This window comes from Streptomyces sp. NPDC050617 (assembly GCF_040654795.1).
In the GTDB taxonomy this organism is placed as follows: Bacteria; Actinomycetota; Actinomycetes; order Streptomycetales; family Streptomycetaceae; genus Streptomyces.
Window position 1 is genome coordinate 1 of record NZ_JBFAIS010000018.1, and the last position, 24397, is coordinate 24397.

Genomic DNA, 24397 nt, shown 5'->3' on the forward strand with positions numbered 1-24397 from the left:
CAGGCCGGTACCCCGGGGACGCCCCCAGGGGTACCGGCCTGACCGGCCCAGTGGCCGACGGTCAGAAGTCGTACGGCTTCTTGGTGTTCCAGTTCAGGACGTCGGCCTCGTTCCAGCTGAACTGCGGCTTGTCGCCCTTGGCGTCGACGGAGTAGGAGGGGCCGTCGTGGCCGTTCGCGTCGCGCAGGGCGAGGGCGAGGGAGGTGGCGGTGTGGTGCTTCGAGCCGTAGTCGAAGAGGTTCACGGCGCTGTACGCCTTGCCGCCGGGCTGGAGCGTGATGCGCTCGCCGCTGCCCGGGTCGTCCTTCTTCGAGTGCGGCAGCGCGGCGCTGTCGACGTCGCCGCCGAGCCTCACGGACGGGTACGAGGCCACCCAGCAGGGCTTGTCGCCCTTGTTCACCGCGGTGAGCAGCAGGTGGTCGCCCTGCTCGCCGGCGAACCGGTGCACCGCGCCGACCAGCATCTCGTCGCCGCGGCACTGCTGGGCGCCGGCCGTCGAGCCCTTGCTCGCCGTCTCGGCCGTACCGCCCGAGGCGGCGGGCTGGCGCGGGCCCGTCTTGCTGCTGCTGTCGGCCTCGCTGGCGAACGCCGACCGGCCCTGCGCGGAGCCGGCGGCGCTGCCGCTGCCCGCCGCCTTCGAACCGCTGTCCGAGCCGTCCGCGCCGCCGCAGGCGGTCAGTCCCAGCGCCAGCGCCGCGGTGACGCCGGCCAGAGCGACGGTACGAATCCGGGAAGTACGCATGTCAGATTCTCCCTGCGTGTCATGCGGGACGTTTCTTCGGCCGTTCCCGCCCTGTGCACACCACTGTTCCCGGGCCCGCTGACGTTCCGGAAACGCCTCGCTTACGTCCCGCTGAGGGCGGGCTCGCGGGGCCTGCGCAGGGCAGAAAGCGCCGTAGCCGAGCGGAAGTCGGTGCGGGAGAGCTTCAAGTGGCGTGACGAACGCTGGTTTCCGGAACCGGCGATCGTCGTCTGTGTTCCTTCGGCGATGGGGAGCGGGCGCGGCCGGCGGGGTGAGGCGAAGGCCGCTGGAGGCCGACGCTTCACCTACGTGCCCTTCCGCTGTGACTGCTGTGACTGTTGTGAAATGGGCTCGGCGCCAGGCCGCTGGTGGAGCCGGAGGCTGATCAGCGCGGTGATCGTGAAGGCGGCGACCTGGTAGAGCATGGCGTGCCGAAACGCGGTGTCCGCATCGGCGGCGGGGGCGTAGTAGGCGAGTCCGGCCGCGGTCACTCCGATGGATCCGCCGAGCTGCTGTGCTGTGGGCAACAGGCCGGAGACCGAACCGGCCGCGGGGCCGTGCACCTGGGCCAGGACCAGGGCGAACACCGACGCGGTGAAGGCGCCGAACGCGGCTCCGCCGACGGCCAGCACCGGCAGTGCCGTCTGGCGTCCCGCCGCCGAGCCGACGAGGGGGACCAGCGCCAGGCACATCCCGGCGAGGATCAATGACGCGACGGTGAGCACCGTCGGCCCGTGCCGGCGAGTAAGAGCGGGCGCGGCTCTGCTGCCGACGACGGCGCCGGCGGCGAACGGCGCCGACACGAGTGCGGCCGCCAGAGCCGAGTACCCGACAGCGGACTGAAGGTGGAGGAAGAGCAGGTAGGTGAAGGAGGGCACGCCCGTGTTGAACACGAACACCAGCAACGTGCCTCTCCGCGCCGACCGGTCACGCAGCACCGCGGGATGGATCAGCGGATCAGGCCGGTGCGGGAGGCTCCGGACGAAGTGGCCGAGGGCGGCCACAGCCGCGGCGAAGGCGGCCCACGTCCACCAGGGCCAACCTGCTTCCCGCCCCAGCGCCAGGGGCAGGACCAGCGCGCCGGCTCCTATGGTGACCAGCAGCACACCCAGCTTGTCGACGCGGAGTCCGTCCGCACCGCGGGTGCGGGGCAGCGCGGTCGCTCCTGCCAGCGAGGCGAGCGCCACCGGAACGGTGAGGAGCATCACCGGCCGCCAGCCGAGGCCGAAGAGATCGGCACTGAGGACGAGTCCGCCGATCAGCGGCCCGGCCAGTGACGCGACGGCCATGGTGGCGCCGTACAGGCCGAAGGCGCGCGGCCGGCGCGTCGCAGGAGTGGCGGCCCGGATGAGCGACAGGACCTGGGGGGCGACCAGACCGCTGCCCGCGCCCTGCACCAGCCGGGCAATGATCAGCGATGCGGCGTCGGGAGCACACGCGCCGGCCAGCGAACCCGTGGTGAAGACCACGGTGCCCGCCACGAACAGCCGGCGGTAGCCGTACCGGTCGCCCAGCCGTGCTGCGGGGATGAGCAGGCACGCGTACGTCAGGGTGTATCCGGCGAGGACCAGTTGAACGGCGCCGGGGCCAGCGCCCAGGCCGTCCTGTATCGCCGGCGCGGCCACTTGGGCGACAGTGACGTTGAGCAGTTGCACAAAAGTGGCGCTGAGCACCACCGGCAGCACGAGGCGTCCGCCGCTCACGGCAGCAGAGCCGCGGCGAGCTCACGGGGCCGGGCGGCGAACGGGCTGTGGCTGCCAGGGAGGGTGCGCACGGTGAACGGGTTGCCGGGCATGGCCCGGTCGGCTTCCGCGATCATCAGGTCCTGCACGGCCGTCGGCAGAGCCCGATCGTCCGCGCAGCGCAGGAAGGTCCGCGGGACGCGCCCCCAGCACTGTGGAGTCACGATGACCGGGGTGGTGGGGATCGCCAGCGGCAGATCGGGGCTCAGTGCCGAGCGCCAGCGGTCGAAGCGGTCCGGAGCGGTGTCGTGGTAGTGAGTCTGGCGCAGCTCCTCGATGTAGGCGGGATCCTGCGAGAGCGGGTTGATCCGCACGGCGCCCAGTTCTCCGGGGTCACCGAGATTGAGACTCTGGCCTCGTGCCGAGGCGTTCTCAGGTGAGCCGAGGTAGTCGAAGAACCGGGGCCGCCCGGCGGGCACGAAGGCCGAAAGGTAGACGATCTCGTCGACGAGTTCGGGTGCGCGCTCGGCAGCCAGAGACGCGGGGCCGCCGCCCGCGCTGTGTGCGACGAGCACGACGCGACGGTGGTGGCGGGCCTGGCGCAGCGTGTCGAGGACGGCCTCGGCGCTGTCGTCCATCGTCACGGTGGCGAGCGCGGACTTCTCGGTCAGCAGGCCCGGCTGGCCCGGCTGGAGGTATCCGGTGGGCAGTGGCGCGTCAAAGCCGTGCCCCGGCAGGTCGATGGCCATGCTCGCGGCGCCGAGTGCGGCGAGTGCGCGCTGGGTCGCCGCCCACTGTCCGGAGCCGTGCCAGGCGCCGTGCACGAAGACGAAGACGGTGTCTGTGGAGGAAGAATCGGTCATGACCGCATTCCACGCGACCCGGCCCCGGCCATCCAGTGAAAGATCTGACAGACTGCTCGGCGATACATGTGAGATATGGCTGGGAGGCTGACATGGAGGCGCGGCACCTGCGGTATGCGCTGACCCTCGCGGAGCACGAACACTTCGGCCGGGCGGCCGGTGCGCTGGGCATCGCGCAGCCTCCGCTGTCCAAGCAGATCGCCGACCTCGAACGGGAAGTGGGCGCCCGCTTGTTCGATCGCACCCGCCAGGGGGTGTTTCCGACGGCTGCGGGCGCGGCCTTCCTCTCCAGGGCGCGCAGGGCCCTCGACGAGATCGCGGCGGCCTCGGTCGACGCGGCCAGGGCGGCACGCGGCGAGACCGGCCGACTGCGTCTGGGGTTCATCGCTTCGGCGCTGCTCGAACCCCTGCCGGACGTCCTCGGCCGGTTCGGCCGTGAACGGCCCGACGTACGGCTGGAACTGCACGAGATGGCGACCAGGCGCAGCACGGCCGCGCTCGTCGCCGGCGAACTGGACGTGGCGATCGGCCTCGGTCGGCCAAGGGGCATCGGAGCCGAGCAGCTGGTATCGGTCCCGATCGGACACGACCACCTGGTCGCGGTCGTGAGCAGCACGCACCCGTACGCGGGGCAGTCGTCGGTGGCCGTGGACCAGTTGCGGCGACAGCCGCTGATCGTCGCGTCGGGGGAGGACGAGCCGGCCGTCGTCGCCGGGCTGCGGACCCTCCTGGGCAAGGACTCCCCGGCGCTCTCCGGCGCGACCATCGCGAGGGACATCCACACCATCGTCGGCCTCGCCGCCTGCGGGGTGGGCGTCGGTCTGGGACCCTCTCGCATGCTGACGGCCCCACGACGGGGCACGTGGTTCTGCGAGGTGACCCCGCGCACGCCGCTGCCTGATCTGGTGCTGTCCTTCAGTGCCCGGGACCGTTCCCCGGCACTGAACGCCTTCCTCGACGTCATCCGAAAGAACTGCCCCGATGTCGGCGCCGCGCTCGACCACCGGCTCGGCCCGCTCGGACCACAAGAAGAAGGCGACCGCGACTCGACCCCTACCTGACTTCGCCCAGCCGGACGACGGCGAGGCCCCAGGTGTGTTGTTCGGGCACGTTGGTGACGCGAGCGCGGTACACCCCCGCGACCTCAGACCAGGCTGTCCCACCAAGCCCGGTGCAGATCCGCGAACCGCCCCGCCCCCGCGATGAGTTCGGCCGGTGTGCCGTCCTCGACGACGCGGCCGTCGGCCATCACCAGCACCCGGTCCGCGATCTCCACCGTCGACAGGCGGTGCGCGATGACCACGGCCGTGCGGCCGCGCAGCACCGTGTCCATCGCGCGCTGCACGGCCCGTTCGCCGGGGATGTCGAGCGAGGACGTGGCCTCGTCGAGGATGAGGACCGCCGGGTCGGCGAGCAGGGCGCGCGCGAAGGCGACGAGCTGCCGCTGGCCCGCCGATATGCGGCCGCCGCGCTTGCGTACGTCCGTGTCGTAGCCGTCCGGCAGGGCGTCGATGAACTCGTGCGCGCCGATCGCCTTCGCCGCCTGCTCGATCTCCTCGGGCGTGGCGTCCGGCTTGCCGATGGCGATGTTCTCGCCCACCGTGCCGGAGAAGAGGAACGCCTCCTGCGTCACCATCACCACCGTGCCCCGCAGCTCCGCCGTGGCCAGGTCGGCGAGCGGCACCCCGTCCAGCAGCACCCGGCCGCCCGTCGGGTCGTAGAACCGGGCGAGCAGCTTCGCCAGCGTCGACTTGCCCGCGCCGGTCGCCCCGACGACCGCGACCGTCTCCCCGGCGCGCAGCGTCAGATCGAAGCGCGGCAGCACCTCGGCGCCCTCGCGGTACGCGAAGCGCACCCCGTCGAAGACGACCTCCCGGCCGGGCCGGCCGGCGCGGGGCTCGGGCAGCGGGCGCGGCGACGCCGGCTCCGGTACGGAGGGCCGCTGGGCCAGCAGCCCCGCGATCTTCTCCAGCGAAGCCGCCGCCGACTGGTAGGAGTTGAGGAACATCCCCAGCCGGTCGATCGGGTCGTACAGCCGCCGCAGATAGAGCACGGCCGCCGCGAGCACGCCCAGCGCCAGGCCGCCGGAGGCGACGCGGTACGCGCCCCACACCACGAGCACGGCCAGCGCCGAGTTCGCCACCAGCCGGGACGAGACGACGTACCGGGCCATCTCCAGTATCGCCGTGCCGTTGAGGCGCTCGTGGTCCCGGTTGAGCTCCGCGAACTGCGCCTCGTTGACGCGCTCCCGGCGGAACGCCTGCACCGGGCGGATGCCGTTCATGGTCTCCGCGAACTTCACGATCACCCGCGCCACGGCCGTGGACCGCGCCCGGTAGGCGAGCAGCGAACGGTTCCGGAAGTTCCGTATGAGCAGGTACAGCGGCGCGAAGACGAGCAGCGCCGCGCCGCCCAGCCCCCAGTCCAGGTAGAGCAGCATCGCCGAGATGAACACCGTCGACAGGGCGACGCCGATCAGTTCCTGGAGGCCGTCGTTGAGCAGCTCGCGGATCGACTCGACGTCCGTGGTGGCGCGGGAGATGAGCCGGCCGGAGGTGTAGCGGTCGTGGAAGTCCACGCTCAGCGCCTGCGCGTGCCGGAAGATCCGGCCCCGCAGATCGAGCAGCGCGTCCTGGCCGATCCACGCCGCGAGCCGGACGAACGCGAGCTGAAGCGCCCCCGCGAGCAGGGCGCAGACCGCGTAGGCGGCGCCGACCGCGATCAAGGGCCCGTAGTCGTGCTTCCGGAACGCGGGCACCGCGCGGTCGATGGCGAACGCGACGAGCAGCGGCCCCGCCTGCACCGCCGCCTGCTGCAGCAGCAGGACGACGACGCTCACCCACACCCGCCCGTGGGCGGGCTTCAGCAGCGAGCGGAGCAGCGCCCGGGACGCGCCCTTGGGCGCGGGCAGCACGTCCTTGTCGAACGCGTCGTCCGCCACGGCGGGCGCGGCGCGCTCGTCTTCGGCGGTCGACTGGTCGGAGACGACGGTGCTCATCGTCGTACGCCCCCCTCGTGGCTGTCGTGGCTGTCGTGGCCGGACATCAGCGACGCGTACTCGGCGTTGCCGTGCAGCAGTTCCTGGTGGGTGCCGACGGCCGCTATTCGGCCGCCGGACAGCAGCGCGACCCGGTCGGCGAGCAGGACCGTGGAGGGGCGGTGCGCGACGACCAGCGCCGTCGTGGACGCCAGCACCTCCCGCAGCGCCGCCTCCACCAGCGCCTCCGTATGCACGTCGAGCGCGGAGAGCGGGTCGTCGAGCACGAGGAACCGCGGTCTGCCCACCACGGCGCGGGCCAGCGCGAGCCGCTGCCGCTGGCCGCCGGAGAGGCTGAGCCCCTGCTCGCCGACCTGCGTCCGCGCGCCCTGCGGCAGATCGTGCACGAACCCGGCCTGCGCCACCTCCAGCGCCCGCGCCAGGTCCTCCTCCGCGGCGTCCGCGCCGCCCATCAGGACGTTCTCCCCGGCCGTGGCGGAGAAGAGCGTGGCCTCCTCGAAGGCCACGGCGACCAGCGCGCGCACCGTCTCGCGCGGCAGCGCCGCCACGTCCGCGCCGTCGAGCGTTATGCGGCCCGCGGTCGGCTCCTGGAGGCGGGGGATCAGGGTCGTGAGCGTCGTCTTGCCGCTGCCCGTGGCCCCGACGAGCGCCATGGTCTCGCCGGACCGGACGTGCAGGTGCACCTCGTGCAGCACGGCGGGGGCGTGCGGCGGCGCGTCGGGGTAGCGGAACCCGACGCCGTCGAGCCGCAGCCCGTCGTCCGTCGCCCGCGCCCCGTCGAGCGCCCGCGCCCTGTCCAGCCGCGGCCCGTCGCCCGCCGGCCGCGCCGCCGCCGTGCTCCCGGCCGTTGCCGTGCTCCCGGCAGCTGCCGCGGGGCCGGGCGGGCCGGCCGAACCGGACGAAAGAGCCGGGGTGTCCTCCGGCACGGGCGCGTCCAGCACCTCGAACAGCCGGTCCGTCGCCGTCGCCGAGTCGTTGCTGATCGCGAGCAGGAAGCCGATGGACTCGACCGGCCAGCGCAGCGCGAGCGCGGTCGACAGGAACGCCACCAGCGTCCCCGCCGACAGCACGCCGTCGGCCACCTGCACCGTGCCGAGCACCAGCGCCGCCGCGATCGCCAGCTCCGGCAGCGTCGTGATCAGCCCCCAGAGCCAGCCCAGCAGCCCCGCCTTGCGCAGCTCCGTCCCCCGCACCCGGCGCGACAGCGCCCGGAACGCGCGCTCCTGCGCCCGGTGCTGGCCGAAGCCCTTGATGATGCGGATGCCCAGCACGCCCTCCTCGACGATCGTCGTCAGATCGCCGATCTGGTCCTGCGAGGCGCGCGCCGCCACCGCGTAACGGTGCTCGAAGACCGAGCACAGCGCCACGATCGGGACGATCGGCGCCAGCAGCACCAGCCCCAGCGTCCACTGCTGGACGAACAGGATGACGCAGCCGACGACGATCGTGACCCCGTTGACCAGCAGGAACATCATCGGGAACGCCATGAACATGCGCAGCAGCATCAGATCGGTCGTGGCCCGCGAGAGCAACTGCCCCGACGGCCAGCGGTCGTGGAAGGAGACCGGGAGCCGCTGGAGATGCCGGTAGAGGTCGCGGCGCATGTCCGCCTCGATGCGGGCGAGGGGCCGCGCCACCAGCCACCGCCGCAGCCCGAACAGCCCCGCCTCCGCGAACCCGAGGAGCAGCAGCATCCCGCCGCCCAGCCACACGCCCGACGGATCGCGGTCGGCGACCGGGCCGTCCACGATCCATTTCAGCGCCAGCGGAATGACCAGGCTCAGGCACGACGCCACGACGGCGACCACCGCGGCCGTGCCGAGCCGGGCGCGCACCGGCCGCAGATAGGGCCGCAGGCGCAGCAGTGAACGGACGGCGGAGCGGCGCGGCGCGCGCTCCGCGTCCTCCGTCGGCTGGGGTACCTCGCTCGTCATCGACATCAGTGGTGAGACTACGGTTCACCACTGACAACGCTCATTCGGTTTTCCGGCGGGCTTCGCTCCGCACCGGCAACGGCCCGCTCGCGGCCGCCTCGACGACCTTCAGCAGGACGACCGAGCGCGCCTCGACCGTCAGCAGGGTCCCCGCGCGGCGCCGGACGCCCGCCCCCCGCCCCGACTCGCGCGCCGTGTCCACCAGCACCTCGTACGCGGCCGCCCACGGCGCCCCCGGCAGCGTGCAGCGCACCGCCTCGTCGCCCGCGTGCAACAGCGCGAGGAAACTGTCGTCCACCACCGGCACGCCCTGCGGATCGCGCTGCGCGATGTCCCGGCCCGACAGATACATGCCGACCGTCGAGGACGGCGCGTACCAGTCCGCCTCCGTCATCTCCGCCCCGGCCGCCGTGAACCAGGCCAGGTCCCGCAGCCCGTCCGGGGTCTGCCGGCCGGAGAAGAAGGCGCGCCGGCGCAGCACCGGATGGGCGCGGCGCAGCGCGATCAGCCGCGCCGCGAGATCGCGCAGCGCCCGCCACCCGGGGTCCTCCAGCAGCGACCAGTCCACCCAGCTCGTCTCGTCGTCCTGGCAGTACGCGTTGTTGTTGCCGCCCTGCGTGCGCCCCATCTCGTCGCCCGCGACGAGCATCGGCACCCCCGTGGACAGCAGCAGCGTGGTCAGCATGTTGCGCAGCTGCCGCCGCCGCAGCGCCCGTACGGCCGGGCTGTCGCTCTCGCCCTCCGCCCCGCAGTTCCACGCCCGGTTGTCGTCGGTGCCGTCCCGGTTGCCCTCCCCGTTGGCCTCGTTGTGCTTGTGCTCGTACGACACGAGGTCGCGCAGCGTGAAGCCGTCGTGCGCGGTGATGAAGTTGACGGACGCGTACGGGCGGCGGCCGCCCCACGCGTACAGGTCGCTGGAGCCGGAGAGCCGGTAGCCGAGGTCGCGTACGTCCGGGAGGGCGCCCCGCCAGAAGTCGCGCACGGCGTCCCGGTAGCGGTCGTTCCACTCCGTCCACAGCGGCGGGAAGGACCCCACCTGATAGCCGCCCGAACCGACGTCCCACGGCTCGGCGATCAGCTTGACCCGCCGCAGCACCGGGTCCTGGGCGATGACGGCGAGGAACGGCGAGAGCATGTCGACGTCGTGCATGGAGCGCGCCAGCGCCGCCGCCAGGTCGAAGCGGAAGCCGTCGACCCCCATCTCCGTCACCCAGTAGCGCAGCGAATCCGTGATCAGCCGCAGGACGTTGGGCTGCACCACATGGAGGGTGTTGCCGCAGCCCGTGTAGTCCGCGTAGCGCCGCAGGTCGCCCTGGAGGCGGTAGTAGCCCCGGTTGTCGATGCCGCGCAGCGACAGCGTCGGCCCGTACTCGCCCGCCTCGGCGGTGTGGTTGTAGACGACGTCGAGGATCACCTCGATGCCGGCCGCGTGCAGCGCCCGCACCATCCGCTTGAACTCGCCGACCTGCTCGCCGCGCGTACCCGAAGCGGAATAGGCCGCGTGCGGCGCGAAATAGCCGACCGAGTTGTAGCCCCAGTAGTTGCCCAGGCCCCGCCGCAGCAGATGGTCCTCATGGGCGAACTGGTGCACCGGCAGCAGCTCCACCGCCGTCACGCCGAGCTCCCGCAGATGGGCGACGGCCGCCGGGTGCGCCAGCCCCGCGTACGTGCCGCGCAGCCGCTCCGGGATGTCCGGGTGGCGCATGGTGAAGCCGCGCACATGCAGCTCGTAGATGACGGAATCGGCCCACGGCGTCTTCGGCCGGTGGTCGTCAGCCCAGTCGTCGTCGTCATGGACGACGACGCCCTTCGGCACGTACGGGGCCGAGTCGCGCTCGTCGCGCACGGTGTCGGCCACATGCTGCTGCGGCCAGTCCCGCACGTGCCCGTACATCTCGGCGGGCAGCGCGCCGCGCCCGCGCCCCGCCGGCCCGTAACCGGTGAACTCGCCGTCCACGGCCCGCGCGTACGGGTCGAGGAGCAGCTTGGCCGGGTTCCAGCGGGCGCCCATCCAGGGGTCCCAGCGGCCGTGCACGCGGTAGCCGTACCGCTGGCCGGGGACCACGCCGGGCACGAAGCCGTGCCAGATCTCGTGCGTCAGCTCGCCGAGCACGCAGCGCGTCTCCGTACCGTCCTCGGCGAACAGGCACAGCTCCACCGCCTCGGCGCCGCCCGCCCAGAGCGCGAAGTTCGTCCCGGCCACGCCGTCCGGGCCGACCCTGAAACGCGCCCCCAGCGGCTCCGAACTGCCCGTCCACACGCGGGACCCCACCCGCCGCCCGCCATTGCGCCCGCCCGGCCCGGCGGAGCCCGGCGCGGGCGTGCCGGAGGCGGCCGGGGGAGGGGCTCCGTTCGTACGGGTCCGGGCCGGCCCCTCCCGGACGGTCCCCTGCTCGGCTGCGCTCGACACCTGTTCGCCTCCGGGCGGCTCGCGGACGGCTGATTCCTACGATTACGCGCTGGTTCCCGCTGTTCTCTGCTGCACAGGACGGCACCGCCACCGCTCCGGCGTCCCGGCCGGGCGGACGCGATCCCGTCCTTTTACCTGTTCTTCCCAGAACAGGGCATGTCATCACACCAGCGTCCGGCCCCGGAGCCTGCCCGCGTCCTCGTTTCCCCCGGTGGGGCACCGTCGTTGGGCCCGGCGTGACACATGCGACGAAGCGCGGGGCGCGCACGGGGGCAGGACTCTGCTTTGCAACGGCCGTATCGGCGCTCACGGGGCTCGCGGCGCTCACGGGGTGCGGCCGCGGCGGGCCCGCGCCGGACGACGGCGCGCGCCCGGCCGAGGAAGTCATCAAGGTCGCGCCGCGCGACGGCGCGAAGGGCGTACGCGCGGCGGACGCCCTCACCGTGGACGCCCCCGGCGGCAAGCTGGAGCGCGTACGGATCGCCGCCGTCGCGGACGGCGAGGAGCGGACCGTACCGGGCCGGATCTCGGCCGACGGCCGCCGCTGGCGGCCCACCGGACCGGCCGGGCTGCGGCTCGCCGCGAAGTACACCGTGGACGCCGTCGCCCTGGACGCGCGCGGCCACCGCGCCGCCCGGCACACCGCGTTCACCACCTACGTGCCGGAGCACCGCTTCATCGGCTACTTCCAGCCCGAGCACCGCTCCACCGTCGGCACCGGCATGATCGTCTCCCTGGACTTCAACCGGCCCGTCACCGACCGGGCCGCCGTCGAACGCGCCGTCCGCGTCACCGCCGAACCGCGCACCGAGGTCGCCGCCCACTGGTTCGGCTCCGGCCGCCTCGACTTCCGCCCGCGCGCGTACTGGAAGTCCGGCACCAGGGTCACCCTCGACCTGCGGCTGCGCGATGTGCGCGGCGCGGCGCGGGCGTACGGGATCCAGCAGAAGAAGGTCTCCTTCACCATCGGCCGCTCCCAGGTCTCCACGGTGGACGCGGCCGCCCACACCATGACCGTCGTACGCGACGGCCGGCGGCTCGCGACGCTCCCCGTCACCGCGGGCGGGCCGGGCAGCGCCACGTACAACGGCAAGCTGGTGATCAGCGAGAAGTACGATGTGACGCGGATGAACGGCGAGACGGTCGGCTTCGGCGGCGAGTACGACATCGACGACGTGCCGCACGCGATGCGGCTGACCCGGTCGGGCACGTTCCTGCACGGCAACTACTGGGCCCCCGCCGGGACGTTCGGCTCCGCCAACACCAGCCACGGCTGCGTGGGCCTCCGCGACGAGCAGGGCGGCAGTCCCACCACCCCGGCCGGCTGGTTCTTCGGGAAGTCGCTGATCGGCGACGTGGTCGAGGTGGTCAACTCGCGGGACGGCGAGGTCGCGCCGGACAACGGGCTCAGCGGCTGGAACATGCCGTGGGAGCGGTGGCGGGCCGGGTCGGCGCTGCGCTGAGCTCCGCGCCGCGGCGGCGGAGCGGACCGTACGATTCACGCCTCCCGGCCGCGCCTCAGTACGCCCGTTCGCACGGCCCTTACCAGCGGCCCCACTTGGGACCGAACGGTGACATTCGAGGAAGGTGATCTGTCAGTGCCCTGTGGTTATCTATCGCCATGCGCGGTGTGGCGCGCTGTGGACATGCCGCGGGGCCGGCCGTTCGAGGGGAGACGACCGCTTTGTATGCGCAGTCGGGATCGGGGAGGCGGCGGCAGGGCCTGTTGGCACTGCTGCTCGGGGCGTTGCTGCTGCTGGTGACCGCGTGCGGCGGGGGCGGCGGCTCGGACGACGGGAAGAAGGCGGGCGCGAAGCTCGGGGACAAGGCCGAGTCGCGGGCCGTGGTGACCATCACGCCCGAGGACGGCACGACCGACGCCGCGACCAGCGGGGCCCTCAAGGTCACCGCCGACAAGGGCACGCTGAAGACCGTGAAGGTCGTCGACTCCAAGGGGAAGGAGGTCGACGGCAGGATAGCCGCCGCCGGGACGGCCTGGACGCCGACCGGACACCTGGGCGCCGCCACCAAGTACACGGTGGACGTCGTCGCGCGGGACGAGGACGGCCGGGAGGCCGCCAAGCACTCGACCTTCACCACGCTCACGCCGAAGAACACCTTCGTCGGCTACTACACCCCGGAGAACGGCTCGACGGTCGGCGTCGGCATGCCGGTCTCGATCAAGTTCAGCCGCGGCATCACCGCCCCGAAGGCCGTCGAGTCGGCGGTCAAGGTGACGGCCGAGCCGTCCGTGCCGGTCAAGGGGCACTGGTTCGGGAACGACCGGCTCGACTTCCGCCCGGAGAAGTACTGGGCGGCGGGGACCAAGGTCACGCTGTCGTTCGACTTCAACGGCATCGAGGGCCGCCCCGGCGTGTACGGCACGCAGACGCGGACCGTGAAGTTCACCGTCGGCCGCTCCCAGGTCTCCACGGTGGACGCGAGCTCCAAGCAGATGACCGTCAAGCGCGACGGCAAGGTCGTCAAGACCATCCCCATCACCTCCGGCAGCCCCTCCAACCCCACGTACAACGGCCAGATGGTGATCAGCGAGAAGTACGACGTGACGCGGATGAACGGCGAGACGGTCGGCTTCGGCGGCGAGTACGACATCAAGGACGTGCCGCACGCGATGCGGCTGTCCAACTCGGGCACCTTCATTCACGGCAACTACTGGTCGGGCGCCGGGGCCTTCGGCTCGGTCAACGCCAGCCACGGCTGCGTCGGCCTCTCCGATGAGCGCGGCGGCGGCGACCCGTCCACGCCGGGGGCCTGGTTCTACAAGAGCTCGCTGATCGGGGACGTCGTGGTCGTGAAGAACTCCAAGGACCGGACCATCCAGCCGGACAACGGCCTCAACGGCTGGAACATGTCCTGGGCCGACTGGACCCGGCGCTGAGGGCGGCGGGGAGCGGCGGAAGGCGGCGGCGCGGTCCCGGCGGCCTGTGACCGAACGCACCGGCGCGGAGGGTGTTAACGGCAGCTAACCTGCTGCCATGACTGTGCATCTTGAGGCCGCCGACGGCGTCGGCACCATCCGCCTGGACCGCCCGCCGATGAACGCGCTGGACGCGGCCACCCAGGACCGGCTGCGCGAGCTCGCCGAGGAGGCGACGCGGCGCGAGGACGTGCGCGCCGTGGTGATCTGGGGCGGGGAGAAGGTGTTCGCGGCCGGCGCGGACATCAAGGAGATGCGGGACATGGACCACGCCGCGATGGTGGCCCGCGCCCGCGACCTCCAGGGCGCGTTCACCGCCGTCGCCCGCATCCCCAAGCCCGTCGTCGCGGCCGTCACCGGGTACGCGCTCGGCGGCGGCTGCGAGCTGGCGCTCTGCGCGGACTTCCGGATCGCCGCCGAGAACGCCAAGCTCGGCCAGCCCGAGATCCTGCTCGGCCTGATCCCCGGCGCGGGCGGCACCCAGCGGCTGGCCCGGCTCGTCGGCCCGTCCAAGGCCAAGGACCTGATCTTCACCGGCCGCCAGGTGCGCGCGGACGAGGCGCTGACGATCGGGCTCGTCGACCGGGTCGTACTGGCCGAGGAGGTGTACGGGCAGGCGCACGCGTGGGCCGCCCGGCTCGCCGCGGGGCCCGCCATCGCGCTGCGCGCGGCCAAGGAGTCCGTCGACGCGGGGCTGGAGACCGATATCGACACCGGGCTGGCCATCGAGCGCGGCTGGTTCGCGGGGCTGTTCGCGACCGAGGACCGGGAGACCGGGATGCGGAGCTTCGTCGAGGACGGGCCCGGCAAGGCCAAGTTCCGCTGAACGCCCGTGAGTTATGGGCAGTGCTCGACGGGCCGTGCTCCTTGCGGGGGAATTATCCCGGGCTTCGACCGGCCTAATTTTTCCGGCCCCCAGACGTTTGGTGATCTTCCATATGCGAAAGGTCACCGCAGGTCAGTGGGGTAGTGCGGGAGATTAACTGCCGTTGGCATATGTCGGGAGGGTTGCGCGGAACGGCGGATTCCGGCCTGATGAATCCCTCCGTTCCACCCCGGAGGGTCATTTTGACGGCCATGATGGTGCCATGGCGGGCTTGGAGGAAATGGGGCAGCCGCAGCCGCGAGCCGCTACGGCCGGGGCGCGGTGGACGCCGGCCGTCGACGAGGATCCGGCGGCCAAGGTGTTCGAGCTGTACGGGGACCCGACGGCCCGGGAGGTGCGGTTGCCCTCGCGTCCCGAGTCCGCCGCCTGCGCCCGCCGGCTGACCCAGTGCGTGGTGCTGCGCAAGTGGGGGATGTCCCCTCAACTCGCCGAGTACGCCGTCCTGTTGGTGTCCGAGCTGGTCGGCAACGCGGTCCGGCACACGGGCGCGCGCTCCTTCGGGCTGCGGATGCACCGGCGGCGCGGCTGGATACGGATCGAGGTCTGCGACCCGTCTCGGGGGCTGCCCTGCCTGATGCCGGTGCAAGAGCTGGACATCAGCGGTCGCGGCCTCTTTCTGGTGGACAAGCTCTCGGACCGCTGGGGAGTGGACCTGCTGCCGCGCGGCAAGACGACCTGGTTCGAGATGCGCGCCGCCGACCGCTGACCCCTGACCGCCGGGCGCCGGGGATGTACTCGCGAACGCCGACGCGGGCGCGGTCGAAAACACCGCTGAAGAACATCACTGAAGAGCACCGCTGAAGAACACGGCTGAAAACGCAGAGGCCCCCATCCGTCGTCATGCGACAGTGCGGGGGCCTCTGCGTGCCGCCGCGGACGAAAGGGGTGTTGTCCACGGCGCTGTGGTCGACCTTGCCCGGGTCAATGGGGGTCGTGAGACCGACTATGGCAGACGGTGCGCTGTCCCGCTAATAGGCGATAGGCGGAAAATACCCCGCTAAAGCGGACAAAACAAAAGTGAATCAAAGGTGACGTGTGACACGAGCCTTGCAAACAATGGGTGAATGGGTATGTGCCCAAGGGAATCAGGTTCCGGCGTGCGGGAGTATGGGGCGCCCGTAGGTGGACACGCCGCCGCCCGGAATGCCCGTGTCCAATTCCCCTCCGTGCCAACGGAATTGCCCTCCGTTACAGGGGTGGGGAAATCGCCGCGCGCCGTGTGGTTCTTGGCGTGGAGTCGTTGAAAGCTCAGCATGGAGGCGCGCCAGTGAGTGGCATGTACCTGCCTGTATCAGCAGCTACGGATTCGGGAGAACGCATGGCAGAGCAAGAGCACCACAGACCCGGCCTGTCCCGCAGGCACCTTCTGCGCGGTTCGACCCTGATCGGCGCCGCCGCCGCGGTCGGCCTCACCGCCGCCCGCATGACCGGCCGCAGCGCGAGCGCCGCGCCGCAGCCCGACCCGGCCTATCCGCCGCTCCACTGGATCCCGGCCAGCCCCGCCAACTACACGGTCTCCAACCGCCCCGCCGCCTACCCGCTCGACTTCGTCGTCATCCACGTCACGCAGGCGACCTTCCCCAAGACGATGAAGATCTTCAAGGACCCGTCCTCGAAGGTCTCCGCGCACTACGCGGTCGCCTCGGCGGACGGGTACATCGGCCAGTTCGTACGCGAGAAGGACGTCGCCTGGCACGCCGGGAACTGGAACTACAACACCCGCAGCATCGGCATCGAGCACGAGGGCTGGGTCGACAAGCCGGAGTACTTCACGGACGCCCTGTACCGCGCCTCGGCGGCGCTCACCGCGGCCATCTGCGACCGGTACTCCATCCCCAGGACCCGCAGCCACATCATCGGCCATGTCGAGGTCCCCGGCACGGACCACACCGATCCCGGCCGGTACTGGGACTGGACCCGGTATATGAGGCTCGTCAACGCGGCCTGAGCCGTGCGGCGCGGCCCGGACGGCGCGGCGCGGCGTGAGCCGTCAACGCCGCCCGGCGGGGCCGGGGTTCCGGGCGGTGTCTCCTCTGCGGCGCCGCCCGGCGCCACTCGCTGCGACGAGGGTCAGCGCCAGCCCCGGCGCTGCGCGCTGGCCCGCCGCCGGCGGTCGTTGCACAGCAGGCACCGGCCCCACCCCGGCGGCAGCGGGTCGTTCTTGTCGCCGAACAGCGGGTCGACGGCCCCTCTCGGATGCTCCGAGCAGCCCGTGGCGCCGCCGCCCGTCCCGAGGGAGCTCGCGGCGGCGAGCGCCCGGCGCAGGGCGTCGACGAGCTGGTCGGCCTCGTGCGCCGCGGGCGCGGATTCGATGGAGAAGGCGATGTCCGAGGCGGTGCTGAGCGCGCTCTGGAGTTCGCGCAGGTCTGCGTAACTCATGCTCCGGAGCGTACGCGCCACCACTGACAACGCCCTATCCGCCGACCGTGACGGCGGCGCCGCCGCTGTCCCCGCTGCTGGCGGCCGGCTGCCCGGCGGGCACGGGGAGGAGCCGGAAGGCGTCGCCGTCGCGCCGTACGAGCCCGGCGGTCGGCGGCGGGAAGTGGCTGCCGAGGAGCAGCGTCCCCGTGCCGGCCAGCTCCGTCAGCAGCCGGGTCCGGGTCCGGGCCGCCTGCTCGGCGTCGATGTCGACGCTGCTGCACAGGTCCGGGTGGGCGAGCTGCACCGGGTGGTGCACGCAGTCCCCGGTGACGACCGCGGAGTGCTCGCCGTCGCGCAGGGCGACCGAGATCTGGCCGGGCGTGTGCCCCGGCGTGGGCAGGAGGGTGAGTCCGGGGACGACCTCCGTGCCGCCCTCGGCCACGTCCACGAGGTCCAGCAGCCCCGCCTCGCGCACCGGGGCGACGGAGTCCTGGAGCATCTGGCGGCGGCTCTCCTCCATGTCGACGCCCGACCAGTAGTCGTGCTCGGTGCGGGAGGTGAGGTAGCGGGCGTTGGGGAAGGTGGGGCGCCAGGAGCCGTCGGCGGCGCGTCGGGTGTTCCACCCGACGTGATCGGCGTGCAGATGGGTGAGGATCACGTAGTCGACGGTCTCGGGGGCGAAGCCGGCGGCGGCGAGCCGGTCGAGGTAGGGCGTGTCGAGGTCGTGCCAGGCGGGATTGGCGCGCGTCTTGTGGTTGCCGATGCCGGTGTCGATCAGTACGCGCAGGCCGCCGATCTCCACGGCGAAGGTATGCACGGCGAGGCGCAGCCCGCCGTCCTCGCCCGCGAACTCCGGTGTCAGCCACGGTGCTTGCGCCGTGACCTCGGGGGTCGCGGCGGGCAGCAGCCAGGGGCCGGTCTCCGGGGGGAGGGCGATCTCGTCGATGCGGTGGACGGTGGTTCCGTCGCCTACGCGCCAGCTGGTCATGAGGGCCTCTCCACTCTTAAAGCTCAATGTTTGCGTTAGTCGACCATGACGTCTAACGTCTCTAAAAGTCAAGAAAGAGCTTTTAGGAAGGACGGGCCGCCCCATGCCCGCTACTCACGATCTGTCCGCCCAGGACCTGGCGCTGCTCGCAGGCCGCGCCGGGCTGCCGCTCCCCGCCGACCGGCTGCCCCTCGTCACGGCGACCGTCAACGGCATCCACCAGGTCGTCAGCGTCCTGCGCGACATCCCCCTCGGCGACACGGCCCCCGCCTTCCCGCCGGCCCCCGCCGCGGTCACCACCCCCGGCCACGCCCCCGCCCCGTGACCACTCTCCCCCCGGTCCCGTAACCACCCCCACGCCGCCCCCGCTCTCGACGCCCGCTGAGGAGCACCCCATGACCGCCGCCACCCAGCCCTTCCAGCTCACCCTCACCGAGGCCGCCCGCGCCATCGCCGACAGGTCCCTCTCCCCGGTCGAGCTCACCGACTCCGTGCTGAGCCGCATCTCCGCCGTCGAGCCGGAGATCAGCGCGTACGCGACCGTCACCGCCGACGCCGCCCGCGCCGCCGCCCGAGAAGCCGAGCGCGAGATAGCCGCCGGCCGCGGCCGCGGCCCGCTGCACGGCATCCCCGTCGGCGTGAAGGACCTGATCGACACCGCGGGCGTCGCCACCGCCGCGGGCTCCCGCGTACGGGCCGGCCGCGTACCCGACACGGACGCCACCGTCATGGCGCGGCTCCGCGCCGCCGGCGCGGTCCTCGTCGGCAAGACCCACACCCACGAGTTCGCCTACGGGACCATCACGCCCCAGACCCGCAACCCCTGGTCGACCGGCCATGTGCCCGGCGGCTCCAGCGGCGGCTCGGCCGCGGCCGTCGCCGCCGGGGCGGCCACCTTCGCGCTCGGCACCGACACCGGCGGCTCCATCCGCATCCCCGCCGCCCTCACCGGCGTCGTCGGCCTCAAGCCGACCTTCGGCCTGGTGTCCCGGCAGGGCGTCGCCCCGCTCTCCTGGTCCCTCGACCACGTCGGCCCGATCACCCGCTCGGTCCGCGACACCGCCACGGTCCTCGCCGCGCTCGCCGGCCCCGACGACCCGCGGGACACCGCCGGCCCGGCCGGCTCCGGTCAGCAGTCGCAGGACTACGGGCGCGACCTCGGCCGGGACCTGCGGGGGCTGCGCGTCGGCGTACCGGTCAACTTCTTCTTCGACCGGGTGCAACCCGAGGTCGAGGAGGCCGTCCGGCACGCCATCGACGCCCTCACCGGACTCGGCGCGACCGCCGTGCCCGTACGTATTCCGATGGCCGAGTACGTCCACGCCGCCCAGTGGGGCCTGCTGGTGCCCGAGGCCACGGCCTACCACCAGGAGACCCTGCGCGCGGTCCCGGAGCTGTACTCGGAGGACGTACGGCTGCTGCTCGAAGCCGGGGAGTTCATGCCCGCGACCGACTACATCCGGGCCCAGCGCGCCCGGACCCTGATGCGCGACGGCTGGCACGAACTGCTCAAGGACGTCGACGTCGTCGCCGCTCCCACGGTCACCTCCACCGCCGCGCGCGCCGACGAACCGCTGCTCCACTGGGCCGACGGCAGCGAGGAGCCGGTGTCCGAGAGCTACGTACGCCTCTCCGCCCCCGCCAACCTCACCGGCCTGCCGTCCCTCTCCGTCCCCGTCGGCCGCGACGCGCAGGGCCTGCCCATCGGCATGCAGCTCATCGGCAGGCCGCTGGAGGAGGCGACCCTCATCCGGTTCGGCGGCGCGTACGAGCAGGCGCACCGCCCCGCGCCGGAGCTGGCGCCCCTCTGACCCCGCCGGGGCCGGGCCTCTCCAAACGGGCCCCGCTAACCCCGCCGGGACCGGGCCTCTCCAACGGGCCCCGCTAACCCCGCCGGGACCGGGACCCGCTAACCCCGCCGGGGCTCCGCGCGGCGGGACAGCAGGTCGGCCACCAGCTCCCGCGCGTACTCGGCCGTCAGCGGGCTCGGGCGGAACAGGATGCGGTACATCATCGGCGCCACCACGTGATCCATCGCGTACTCCAGCTCCGGCACCGCCTCGCCCCGCTCGGCGGCCCGGCCGAAGACCACCGCCAGCTGCTGCGCCGCGTACTCCGAGCACTGCCCGGCATTGCCGCCGTCCGGGTCGCCGATCAGGGCGTCCCGGATATAGGCGCGTCCGGGCGGGGACGCCATCTCGTCCAGGAACAGCTCCGCCCACGCGTCGAGATCGTCCCGCAGCGACCCCAGGTCCTCCGGCGGGCCTTCCGGCCGCAGCCGCTCGACCGCCACATCGGACAGCAACTCGCCGATGTCGCCCCACCGCCGGTACACCGTCGAGGGCGTGACGCCCGCACGGGCGGCCACCATCGGCACGCTCAGCCCGTCCCGCCCCTGCTCCTCGACCAGCTCCCGGACAGCCCGGTGGACCGACTCCTGCACCCGCGCACTCCGGCCTCCGGGCCGCACGGCTCCTCTCGCGCTCATCCGCCTACCGTAGCGCGAGCCCGTTCGAACCGGTCGCGGCCACGGGACAGTTCGACCACCGGGGCCGGATAGCCGGCCGGGGCCCCGTCCCCGTGCTCCGCCAGCCGCCACGGCTCATGGATGTACCGGTCCGGGACCTCCGCGAGCTCCGGCACCCACCGGCGTACGTACGTACCGCGCGGGTCGAAGCGCTTGCCCTGCACCACGGGGTTGAGCACCCGGTTCGGCCGGGTGTCCGTGCCGGTGCCCGCCACCCACTGCCAGTTGAGCTGATTGTTGGCGATGTCCCCGTCCACCAGGAGGTCCAGGAAGTGCCGGGCGCCCACCCGCCAGTCCGTGTACAGCGTCTTGGTCAGGAAGCTCGCCGCCAGCATCCGGCCCCGGTTGTGCATCCACCCCTCGTGGAGCAGCTGCCGCATCGCCGCGTCCACCAGCGGGTACCCCGTACACCCCGTCCGCCACGCGTCGATCTCCCCGGCGTCCTCGCGCCACCGGTCGCCCCTCGGCCGGTAGTCGGCCGCGGACGTCTCGGGCCGGGCCGCGAGCACTTGGTGGTGGAAGTCCCGCCAGGCGATCTGCCGTACGAACGCCTCGGCGCCGGGCCCCGACGTCCGCCGCGCCCGCTGCACCGCCTCGGCCGCCGACACCGCGCCGAAGTGCAGATACGGCGAGAGGCGGGAGGTGGCGTCGCCCGCCAGGTCGTCGTGGCCCGCCTCGTACCGGGCCAGGCCGCCGGAACACCACGCGGTCAGCCGCCGCCGGGCCTCCGTCTCGCCGCCCCCGGCCAGCCCCGCCGAGACCCCGGTGACCTTCGCGCGGGACGGCAGCGACTCGCTCGCCACCTCGTCGGGCACGCGCACCGTGCGCGGGGCGCCCACAGCCGCCCGTACGCCCTCCTGGCTCCAGCGCCGGAAGTACGGCGTGAACACGGCGTAGTGGTCGCCGCCGGACGGCGTCAGCCGGCCGGGCGCGATGGCCGTCACCACCGCGTCGTGCACCACCAGCTCGCAGCCGGTCCCCTCCAGCGCGTCCCGCAGCCGCTCCTCGCGCCGCAGCGCGTAGCGGCTCACCCCGGCCGCGATGTGCAGCCGCCTCGCCCCCGCGGACGTCGCGACGGAACACGCCCGGTCCACCACGTCGCCGCGGCGGAGCACCAGGCGGCCGCCGCGCGAGCGGAGCGAGGCGTCGAGATCGGCGAGGCAGTCGGCGAGGAACGCGCGGCGGTTCGGCGCGTCGAACCCGGCGTCGCGCACCCCGTCGTCCGCCACGAACAACGGGACGACCTGGTCGGACTCGCGCAGCGCGGCGCGCAGCACCGGGTTGTCGTGGACGCGCAGGTCGGAGGTGAACAGCACCACGGAAACACTCACGCGAGCGGGCTCCTTGCATGGGGGGAGAAAGGGGGATTGCGGGGAATCGCGCGGCTCGGGGCCCGCTGATGCTGCCATATGCCGGGCCGGGGAACGGTGAGGCGGGGCGGGGCCAGGGGGCGCGTACCGGGGCGCGTAAGAGGAGCGCGAGCGTCCTGCCGCGATCCGTGGTCCTAGGACTCCGCGTCAGCGGATTCGGCGGCGCGGGCGATGTTGCGGGCCATGCCGCCGAAGACCAGGGCGTGGAACGGCGCCACGCTCCACCAGTAGGCGTGCCCCAGCAGCCCCCGCGGGTGGAAGAGCGCCCGCTGCCGGTAGAGCGTCCGCCCCGCGTCGTCCTCGTCCACGTACATCTCCAGCCACGCCAGCCCCGGCAGCCGCATCTCGGCGCGCAGCCGCAGCAGCCGCCCGCGCTCGATCTCCTCGACGCGCCAGAAGTCCAGCGAGTCCCCGACCCGCAGCCGCTGCGCGTCGCGGCGCCCGCGCCGCAGCCCCACCCCGCCGACCAGCCGATCGAGCCAGCCCCGTACGGCCCAGGCGGGCGGGAAGGAGTGCCAGCCGTTGTCGCCGCCGATGCTCTCGATGACCCGCCACAGCTGGTCCCTGCCGGCGTCGACGGTACGTTGGCGCCGGTCGGTGTAGAGGCTGCCGCCGGCCCAGCTGGGGTCCGTGGGCAGCGGGTCGCTGGGCGCGCCGGGCACGGACGCCGACGACCAGCGGGTGCTGACCTGCGCGTCCCGTACCCGCTGGAGCGCCAGGGACAGGGCCTCGTCGAAGCCGAGGGGCGTGCCGGGGGGATCGGACACGTACCGCGCGATGTCGTGCTCGGCGCACACCACCTCGTGACGCAGCGACTCCGCGAGCGGCCGGGCGATGGACCGGGGCACGGGGGTGACCAGGCCGACCCAGTAGCTGGACAGCCCCGGCGAGAGCATCGGCACGGGCATGATCAGACGGTTCCGCAGCCCGGCCACGGCCGCGTACCGGCGCATCATCTCCCGGTAGGTCAGGACCTCCGGGCCGCCGATGTCGAAGGAGCGGGCGACGTCGTCGGGCATGGTCGCGCTGCCGACGAGATAGCGCAGGGCGTCCCGGACGGCGATCGGCTGGATGCGGGTGCGCACCCAGCTCGGGGTGACCATCACCGGCAGCCGTTCGGTGAGGTAGCGCAGCATCTCGAAGGAGGCGGAGCCGGAACCGATGATGACGGCGGCGCGCAGCACGGTGGCCGGCACGCCGGAACCGAGGAGGATGCGGCCCACTTCGGCGCGCGAGCGCAGGTGGGGGGAGAGCTCCCCGTCGGGGACGCCCGCCGGAGTGAGGCCGCCGAGGTAGACGACGCGCCGCACGCCCGCCGCGCGCGCCTGCTCGCCGAAGATACGGGCGGCCCGGCGGTCGGTCGCCTCGAACCCGGAACCGGTGCCGAGCGCGTGCACCAGGTAGTACGCGACCTCGACGCCGCGCAGCGCGGCGCCGATCGAATCGGCGTCGGTGACGTCGCCGCGTACGGTCTCGACCTGATCGGCCCAGGGGTGGTCGCGCAGCTTCTCCGGGGACCGGGCGAGGCAGCGCACCCGGTGCCCGGCCGCCAGCAGCTCGGGCACGAGCCGGCCGCCGATGTAGCCCGTGGCGCCTGTCACCAGGCAGCGCCGCGATCCGCCGTCGCTCATGGTCTCGTCTCGTCTCGTCTCCGCCGTGTGTCCACGTGGCCTCTGGGCGCGCTCGCCCCGATGCCTTACGTGCCCACCGTCCCCCGGCGAAGGCGTTTCCGCCTCTCGGGCGGCCGCACTCCGCGACTGAGTGTCGCGCCGCGTGCGCCCGGGCCCTTCCCGAAGCGGTGAGCCCGCGAGGGGAAGGGCCCGGGGCCTGGCTCGGCGCCTGGCTCGGCGCCTGGCTCAGGAGAAGACGACCGAACGCACCTTCAGCCGCTCGGAGCCGCCGCCGGTGTGCGGACGCAGGGAGAAGTACTCCCCGCCCGCGCAGTTGGCGTGCAGGAAGACCGTGGCCGTCCGGTCGGTCCGGTTCTTCGGCGAGTGGCCGGGCGGCAGGGTGTCGGAGCCGACGCCGTGCAGGTTGATGCACTTGCCGCTGCGCGGGTTGTTGAGGAACCCGACGACCTCGTACCCCTCGGTCGTCTTGTACGTGTACCGGAACTGCCCCTCTGCGGCGGACGCGGAGCCGGGCACGGCGGCGAGCAGCGCGAGTCCACTGACGACGGCGGCCGTGAAGGTTCGAAAACGCACGAGGGCAACCCCTTTGATTCGAGGCGGGTATATGGCTCCTCGACGTTGCCCAAGCTCGTGTCCCGAAAGCCCTGCCTCACCCGAAAGGACCAAGCAGAATCGTCCCTGCTCACCCGTATGGCCCACCCAAGCCGGCTTCCCACGGCTCCCTGGCGGCCGCCCACGCGAAACGCTCGACCGGGAAGTCCAGTCGAGCGTTTCGCCGAGTCGCCGAGTCGCCGAGTCGCCGAGTCGCCGAGTGCGGTGCCAATCGTTCACGCGGTGGCGGCGGTTTCAGCGAGTCATGGAACCTTCGGTCTTCAACTTCGCTATGAACGATCCCCACGCCTCCGCGCCGAAGACGAGGGCGGGGCCGGAGGGGGCTTTGCTGTCCCGTACGGGCACGAGCCCCCGCACACCCTCACCGATCTCCACGCACTGACCGTTGCCACTGCTGTAGCTGCTCGTGCGCCACGTCAATTCGGACAGGTCGTACTTCATTCCACGCACCTTCT

General features: G+C 72.7%; 21 protein-coding genes. 8 read left to right on the top strand and 13 right to left on the bottom strand.

Annotation, left to right across the window (positions count from 1 at the left end):
* Positions 1-61: 61 nt before the first annotated feature.
* The 3 genes from AB0I49_RS23170 to AB0I49_RS23180 all read right to left on the bottom strand — a co-directional run bounded on the left by AB0I49_RS23170 (position 62) and on the right by AB0I49_RS23180 (position 3287).
* Positions 62-742: a DUF4232 domain-containing protein gene (locus tag AB0I49_RS23170; protein ID WP_363228939.1), complete on the bottom strand. Its 681-nt coding sequence runs from the start codon at positions 740-742 to the stop codon at positions 62-64.
* A 305-nt stretch (positions 743-1047) separates the two neighbouring features.
* Positions 1048-2445, bottom strand: coding sequence for an MFS transporter (locus tag AB0I49_RS23175; RefSeq protein ID WP_363228940.1), 1398 nt, complete (start codon positions 2443-2445; stop codon positions 1048-1050).
* Positions 2442-3287: an alpha/beta fold hydrolase gene (locus tag AB0I49_RS23180; RefSeq protein ID WP_363228941.1), complete on the bottom strand. Its 846-nt coding sequence runs from the start codon at positions 3285-3287 to the stop codon at positions 2442-2444. The genes AB0I49_RS23175 and AB0I49_RS23180 overlap by 4 nt, the downstream gene beginning before the upstream one ends.
* Before the next feature lie 92 nt (positions 3288-3379).
* On the opposite strand from AB0I49_RS23180, the gene AB0I49_RS23185 reads away from it, so the two are divergent.
* A complete protein-coding gene (locus tag AB0I49_RS23185) occupies positions 3380-4348 on the top strand; it encodes a LysR family transcriptional regulator (protein WP_363228942.1) in 969 nt (322 codons plus the stop codon).
* An 83-nt stretch (positions 4349-4431) separates the two neighbouring features.
* Here the strand turns inward: AB0I49_RS23185 and AB0I49_RS23190 are convergent, their stop codons facing one another.
* Genes AB0I49_RS23190 through glgX form a run of 3 tightly spaced genes read right to left on the bottom strand, consistent with a single transcriptional unit; the run spans position 4432 to position 10491 of the window.
* Entirely contained in the window at positions 4432-6285 is a 1854-nt protein-coding gene (locus AB0I49_RS23190; RefSeq protein ID WP_363228944.1) for an ABC transporter ATP-binding protein, read from the bottom strand.
* Positions 6282-8225: an ABC transporter ATP-binding protein gene (locus tag AB0I49_RS23195; protein WP_363228945.1), complete on the bottom strand. Its 1944-nt coding sequence runs from the start codon at positions 8223-8225 to the stop codon at positions 6282-6284. The genes AB0I49_RS23190 and AB0I49_RS23195 overlap by 4 nt, the downstream gene beginning before the upstream one ends.
* Before the next feature lie 34 nt (positions 8226-8259).
* On the bottom strand, positions 8260-10491 hold the full coding sequence (glgX, locus tag AB0I49_RS23200) for a glycogen debranching protein GlgX (protein WP_363229086.1): 2232 nt from the start codon (positions 10489-10491) through the stop codon (positions 8260-8262).
* A gap of 374 nt (positions 10492-10865) precedes the next feature.
* On the opposite strand from glgX, the gene AB0I49_RS23205 reads away from it, so the two are divergent.
* From AB0I49_RS23205 to AB0I49_RS23225, 5 genes are all read left to right on the top strand, one after another.
* A complete protein-coding gene (locus tag AB0I49_RS23205; protein ID WP_363228946.1) occupies positions 10866-12092 on the top strand; it encodes an Ig-like domain-containing protein in 1227 nt (408 codons plus the stop codon).
* Between the two features lie 221 nt (positions 12093-12313).
* Positions 12314-13528 carry an Ig-like domain-containing protein gene (locus tag AB0I49_RS23210; protein WP_363228947.1) on the top strand — a complete coding sequence of 405 codons (1215 nt, stop codon included), beginning with the start codon at positions 12314-12316 and terminating at the stop codon, positions 13526-13528.
* Between the two features lie 97 nt (positions 13529-13625).
* Entirely contained in the window at positions 13626-14393 is a 768-nt protein-coding gene (locus tag AB0I49_RS23215; protein ID WP_363228948.1) for an enoyl-CoA hydratase-related protein, read from the top strand.
* A gap of 163 nt (positions 14394-14556) precedes the next feature.
* Positions 14557-15159 carry an ATP-binding protein gene (locus AB0I49_RS23220; RefSeq protein WP_363228949.1) on the top strand — a complete coding sequence of 201 codons (603 nt, stop codon included), beginning with the start codon at positions 14557-14559 and terminating at the stop codon, positions 15157-15159.
* Between the two features lie 612 nt (positions 15160-15771).
* Complete coding sequence (locus AB0I49_RS23225) at positions 15772-16401, top strand: N-acetylmuramoyl-L-alanine amidase (protein WP_363228950.1); 630 nt, start codon at positions 15772-15774, stop codon at positions 16399-16401.
* 122 nt (positions 16402-16523) lie between these two features.
* Here AB0I49_RS23225 and AB0I49_RS23230 read toward each other — a convergent pair whose 3' ends face one another.
* Together AB0I49_RS23230 and AB0I49_RS23235 are read right to left on the bottom strand one after the other, a co-directional pair.
* Positions 16524-16832 carry a hypothetical protein gene (locus AB0I49_RS23230; protein WP_363228951.1) on the bottom strand — a complete coding sequence of 103 codons (309 nt, stop codon included), beginning with the start codon at positions 16830-16832 and terminating at the stop codon, positions 16524-16526.
* A gap of 34 nt (positions 16833-16866) precedes the next feature.
* The gene (locus tag AB0I49_RS23235) at positions 16867-17802 is read right to left on the bottom strand and encodes an MBL fold metallo-hydrolase (protein WP_363228952.1); all 936 of its coding nucleotides are present in this window, start codon (positions 17800-17802) and stop codon (positions 16867-16869) included.
* Between the two features lie 103 nt (positions 17803-17905).
* Here AB0I49_RS23235 and AB0I49_RS23240 point away from each other — a divergent pair, with 103 nt between their 5' ends.
* The gene (locus tag AB0I49_RS23240) at positions 17906-18127 is read left to right on the top strand and encodes a hypothetical protein (protein ID WP_363228953.1); all 222 of its coding nucleotides are present in this window, start codon (positions 17906-17908) and stop codon (positions 18125-18127) included.
* 70 nt (positions 18128-18197) lie between these two features.
* Entirely contained in the window at positions 18198-19613 is a 1416-nt protein-coding gene (locus AB0I49_RS23245) for an amidase (RefSeq protein WP_363228954.1), read from the top strand.
* Between the two features lie 98 nt (positions 19614-19711).
* Here AB0I49_RS23245 and AB0I49_RS23250 read toward each other — a convergent pair whose 3' ends face one another.
* The 5 genes from AB0I49_RS23250 to AB0I49_RS23270 all read right to left on the bottom strand — a co-directional run bounded on the left by AB0I49_RS23250 (position 19712) and on the right by AB0I49_RS23270 (position 24383).
* On the bottom strand, positions 19712-20290 hold the full coding sequence (locus AB0I49_RS23250) for a TetR/AcrR family transcriptional regulator (protein WP_363228955.1): 579 nt from the start codon (positions 20288-20290) through the stop codon (positions 19712-19714).
* Complete coding sequence (locus AB0I49_RS23255; protein WP_363228956.1) at positions 20287-21660, bottom strand: deoxyribodipyrimidine photo-lyase; 1374 nt, start codon at positions 21658-21660, stop codon at positions 20287-20289. Before AB0I49_RS23255 ends, AB0I49_RS23250 begins: the two co-directional genes overlap by 4 nt.
* Positions 21661-21833: 173 nt before the next feature.
* A complete protein-coding gene (locus AB0I49_RS23260) occupies positions 21834-23330 on the bottom strand; it encodes an SDR family oxidoreductase (RefSeq protein WP_363228957.1) in 1497 nt (498 codons plus the stop codon).
* 225 nt (positions 23331-23555) lie between these two features.
* Entirely contained in the window at positions 23556-23903 is a 348-nt protein-coding gene (locus AB0I49_RS23265; protein WP_363228958.1) for a hypothetical protein, read from the bottom strand.
* Positions 23904-24176: 273 nt separating this feature from the next.
* Entirely contained in the window at positions 24177-24383 is a 207-nt protein-coding gene (locus AB0I49_RS23270; protein WP_363228959.1) for a DUF397 domain-containing protein, read from the bottom strand.
* Positions 24384-24397: the final 14 nt, after the last annotated feature.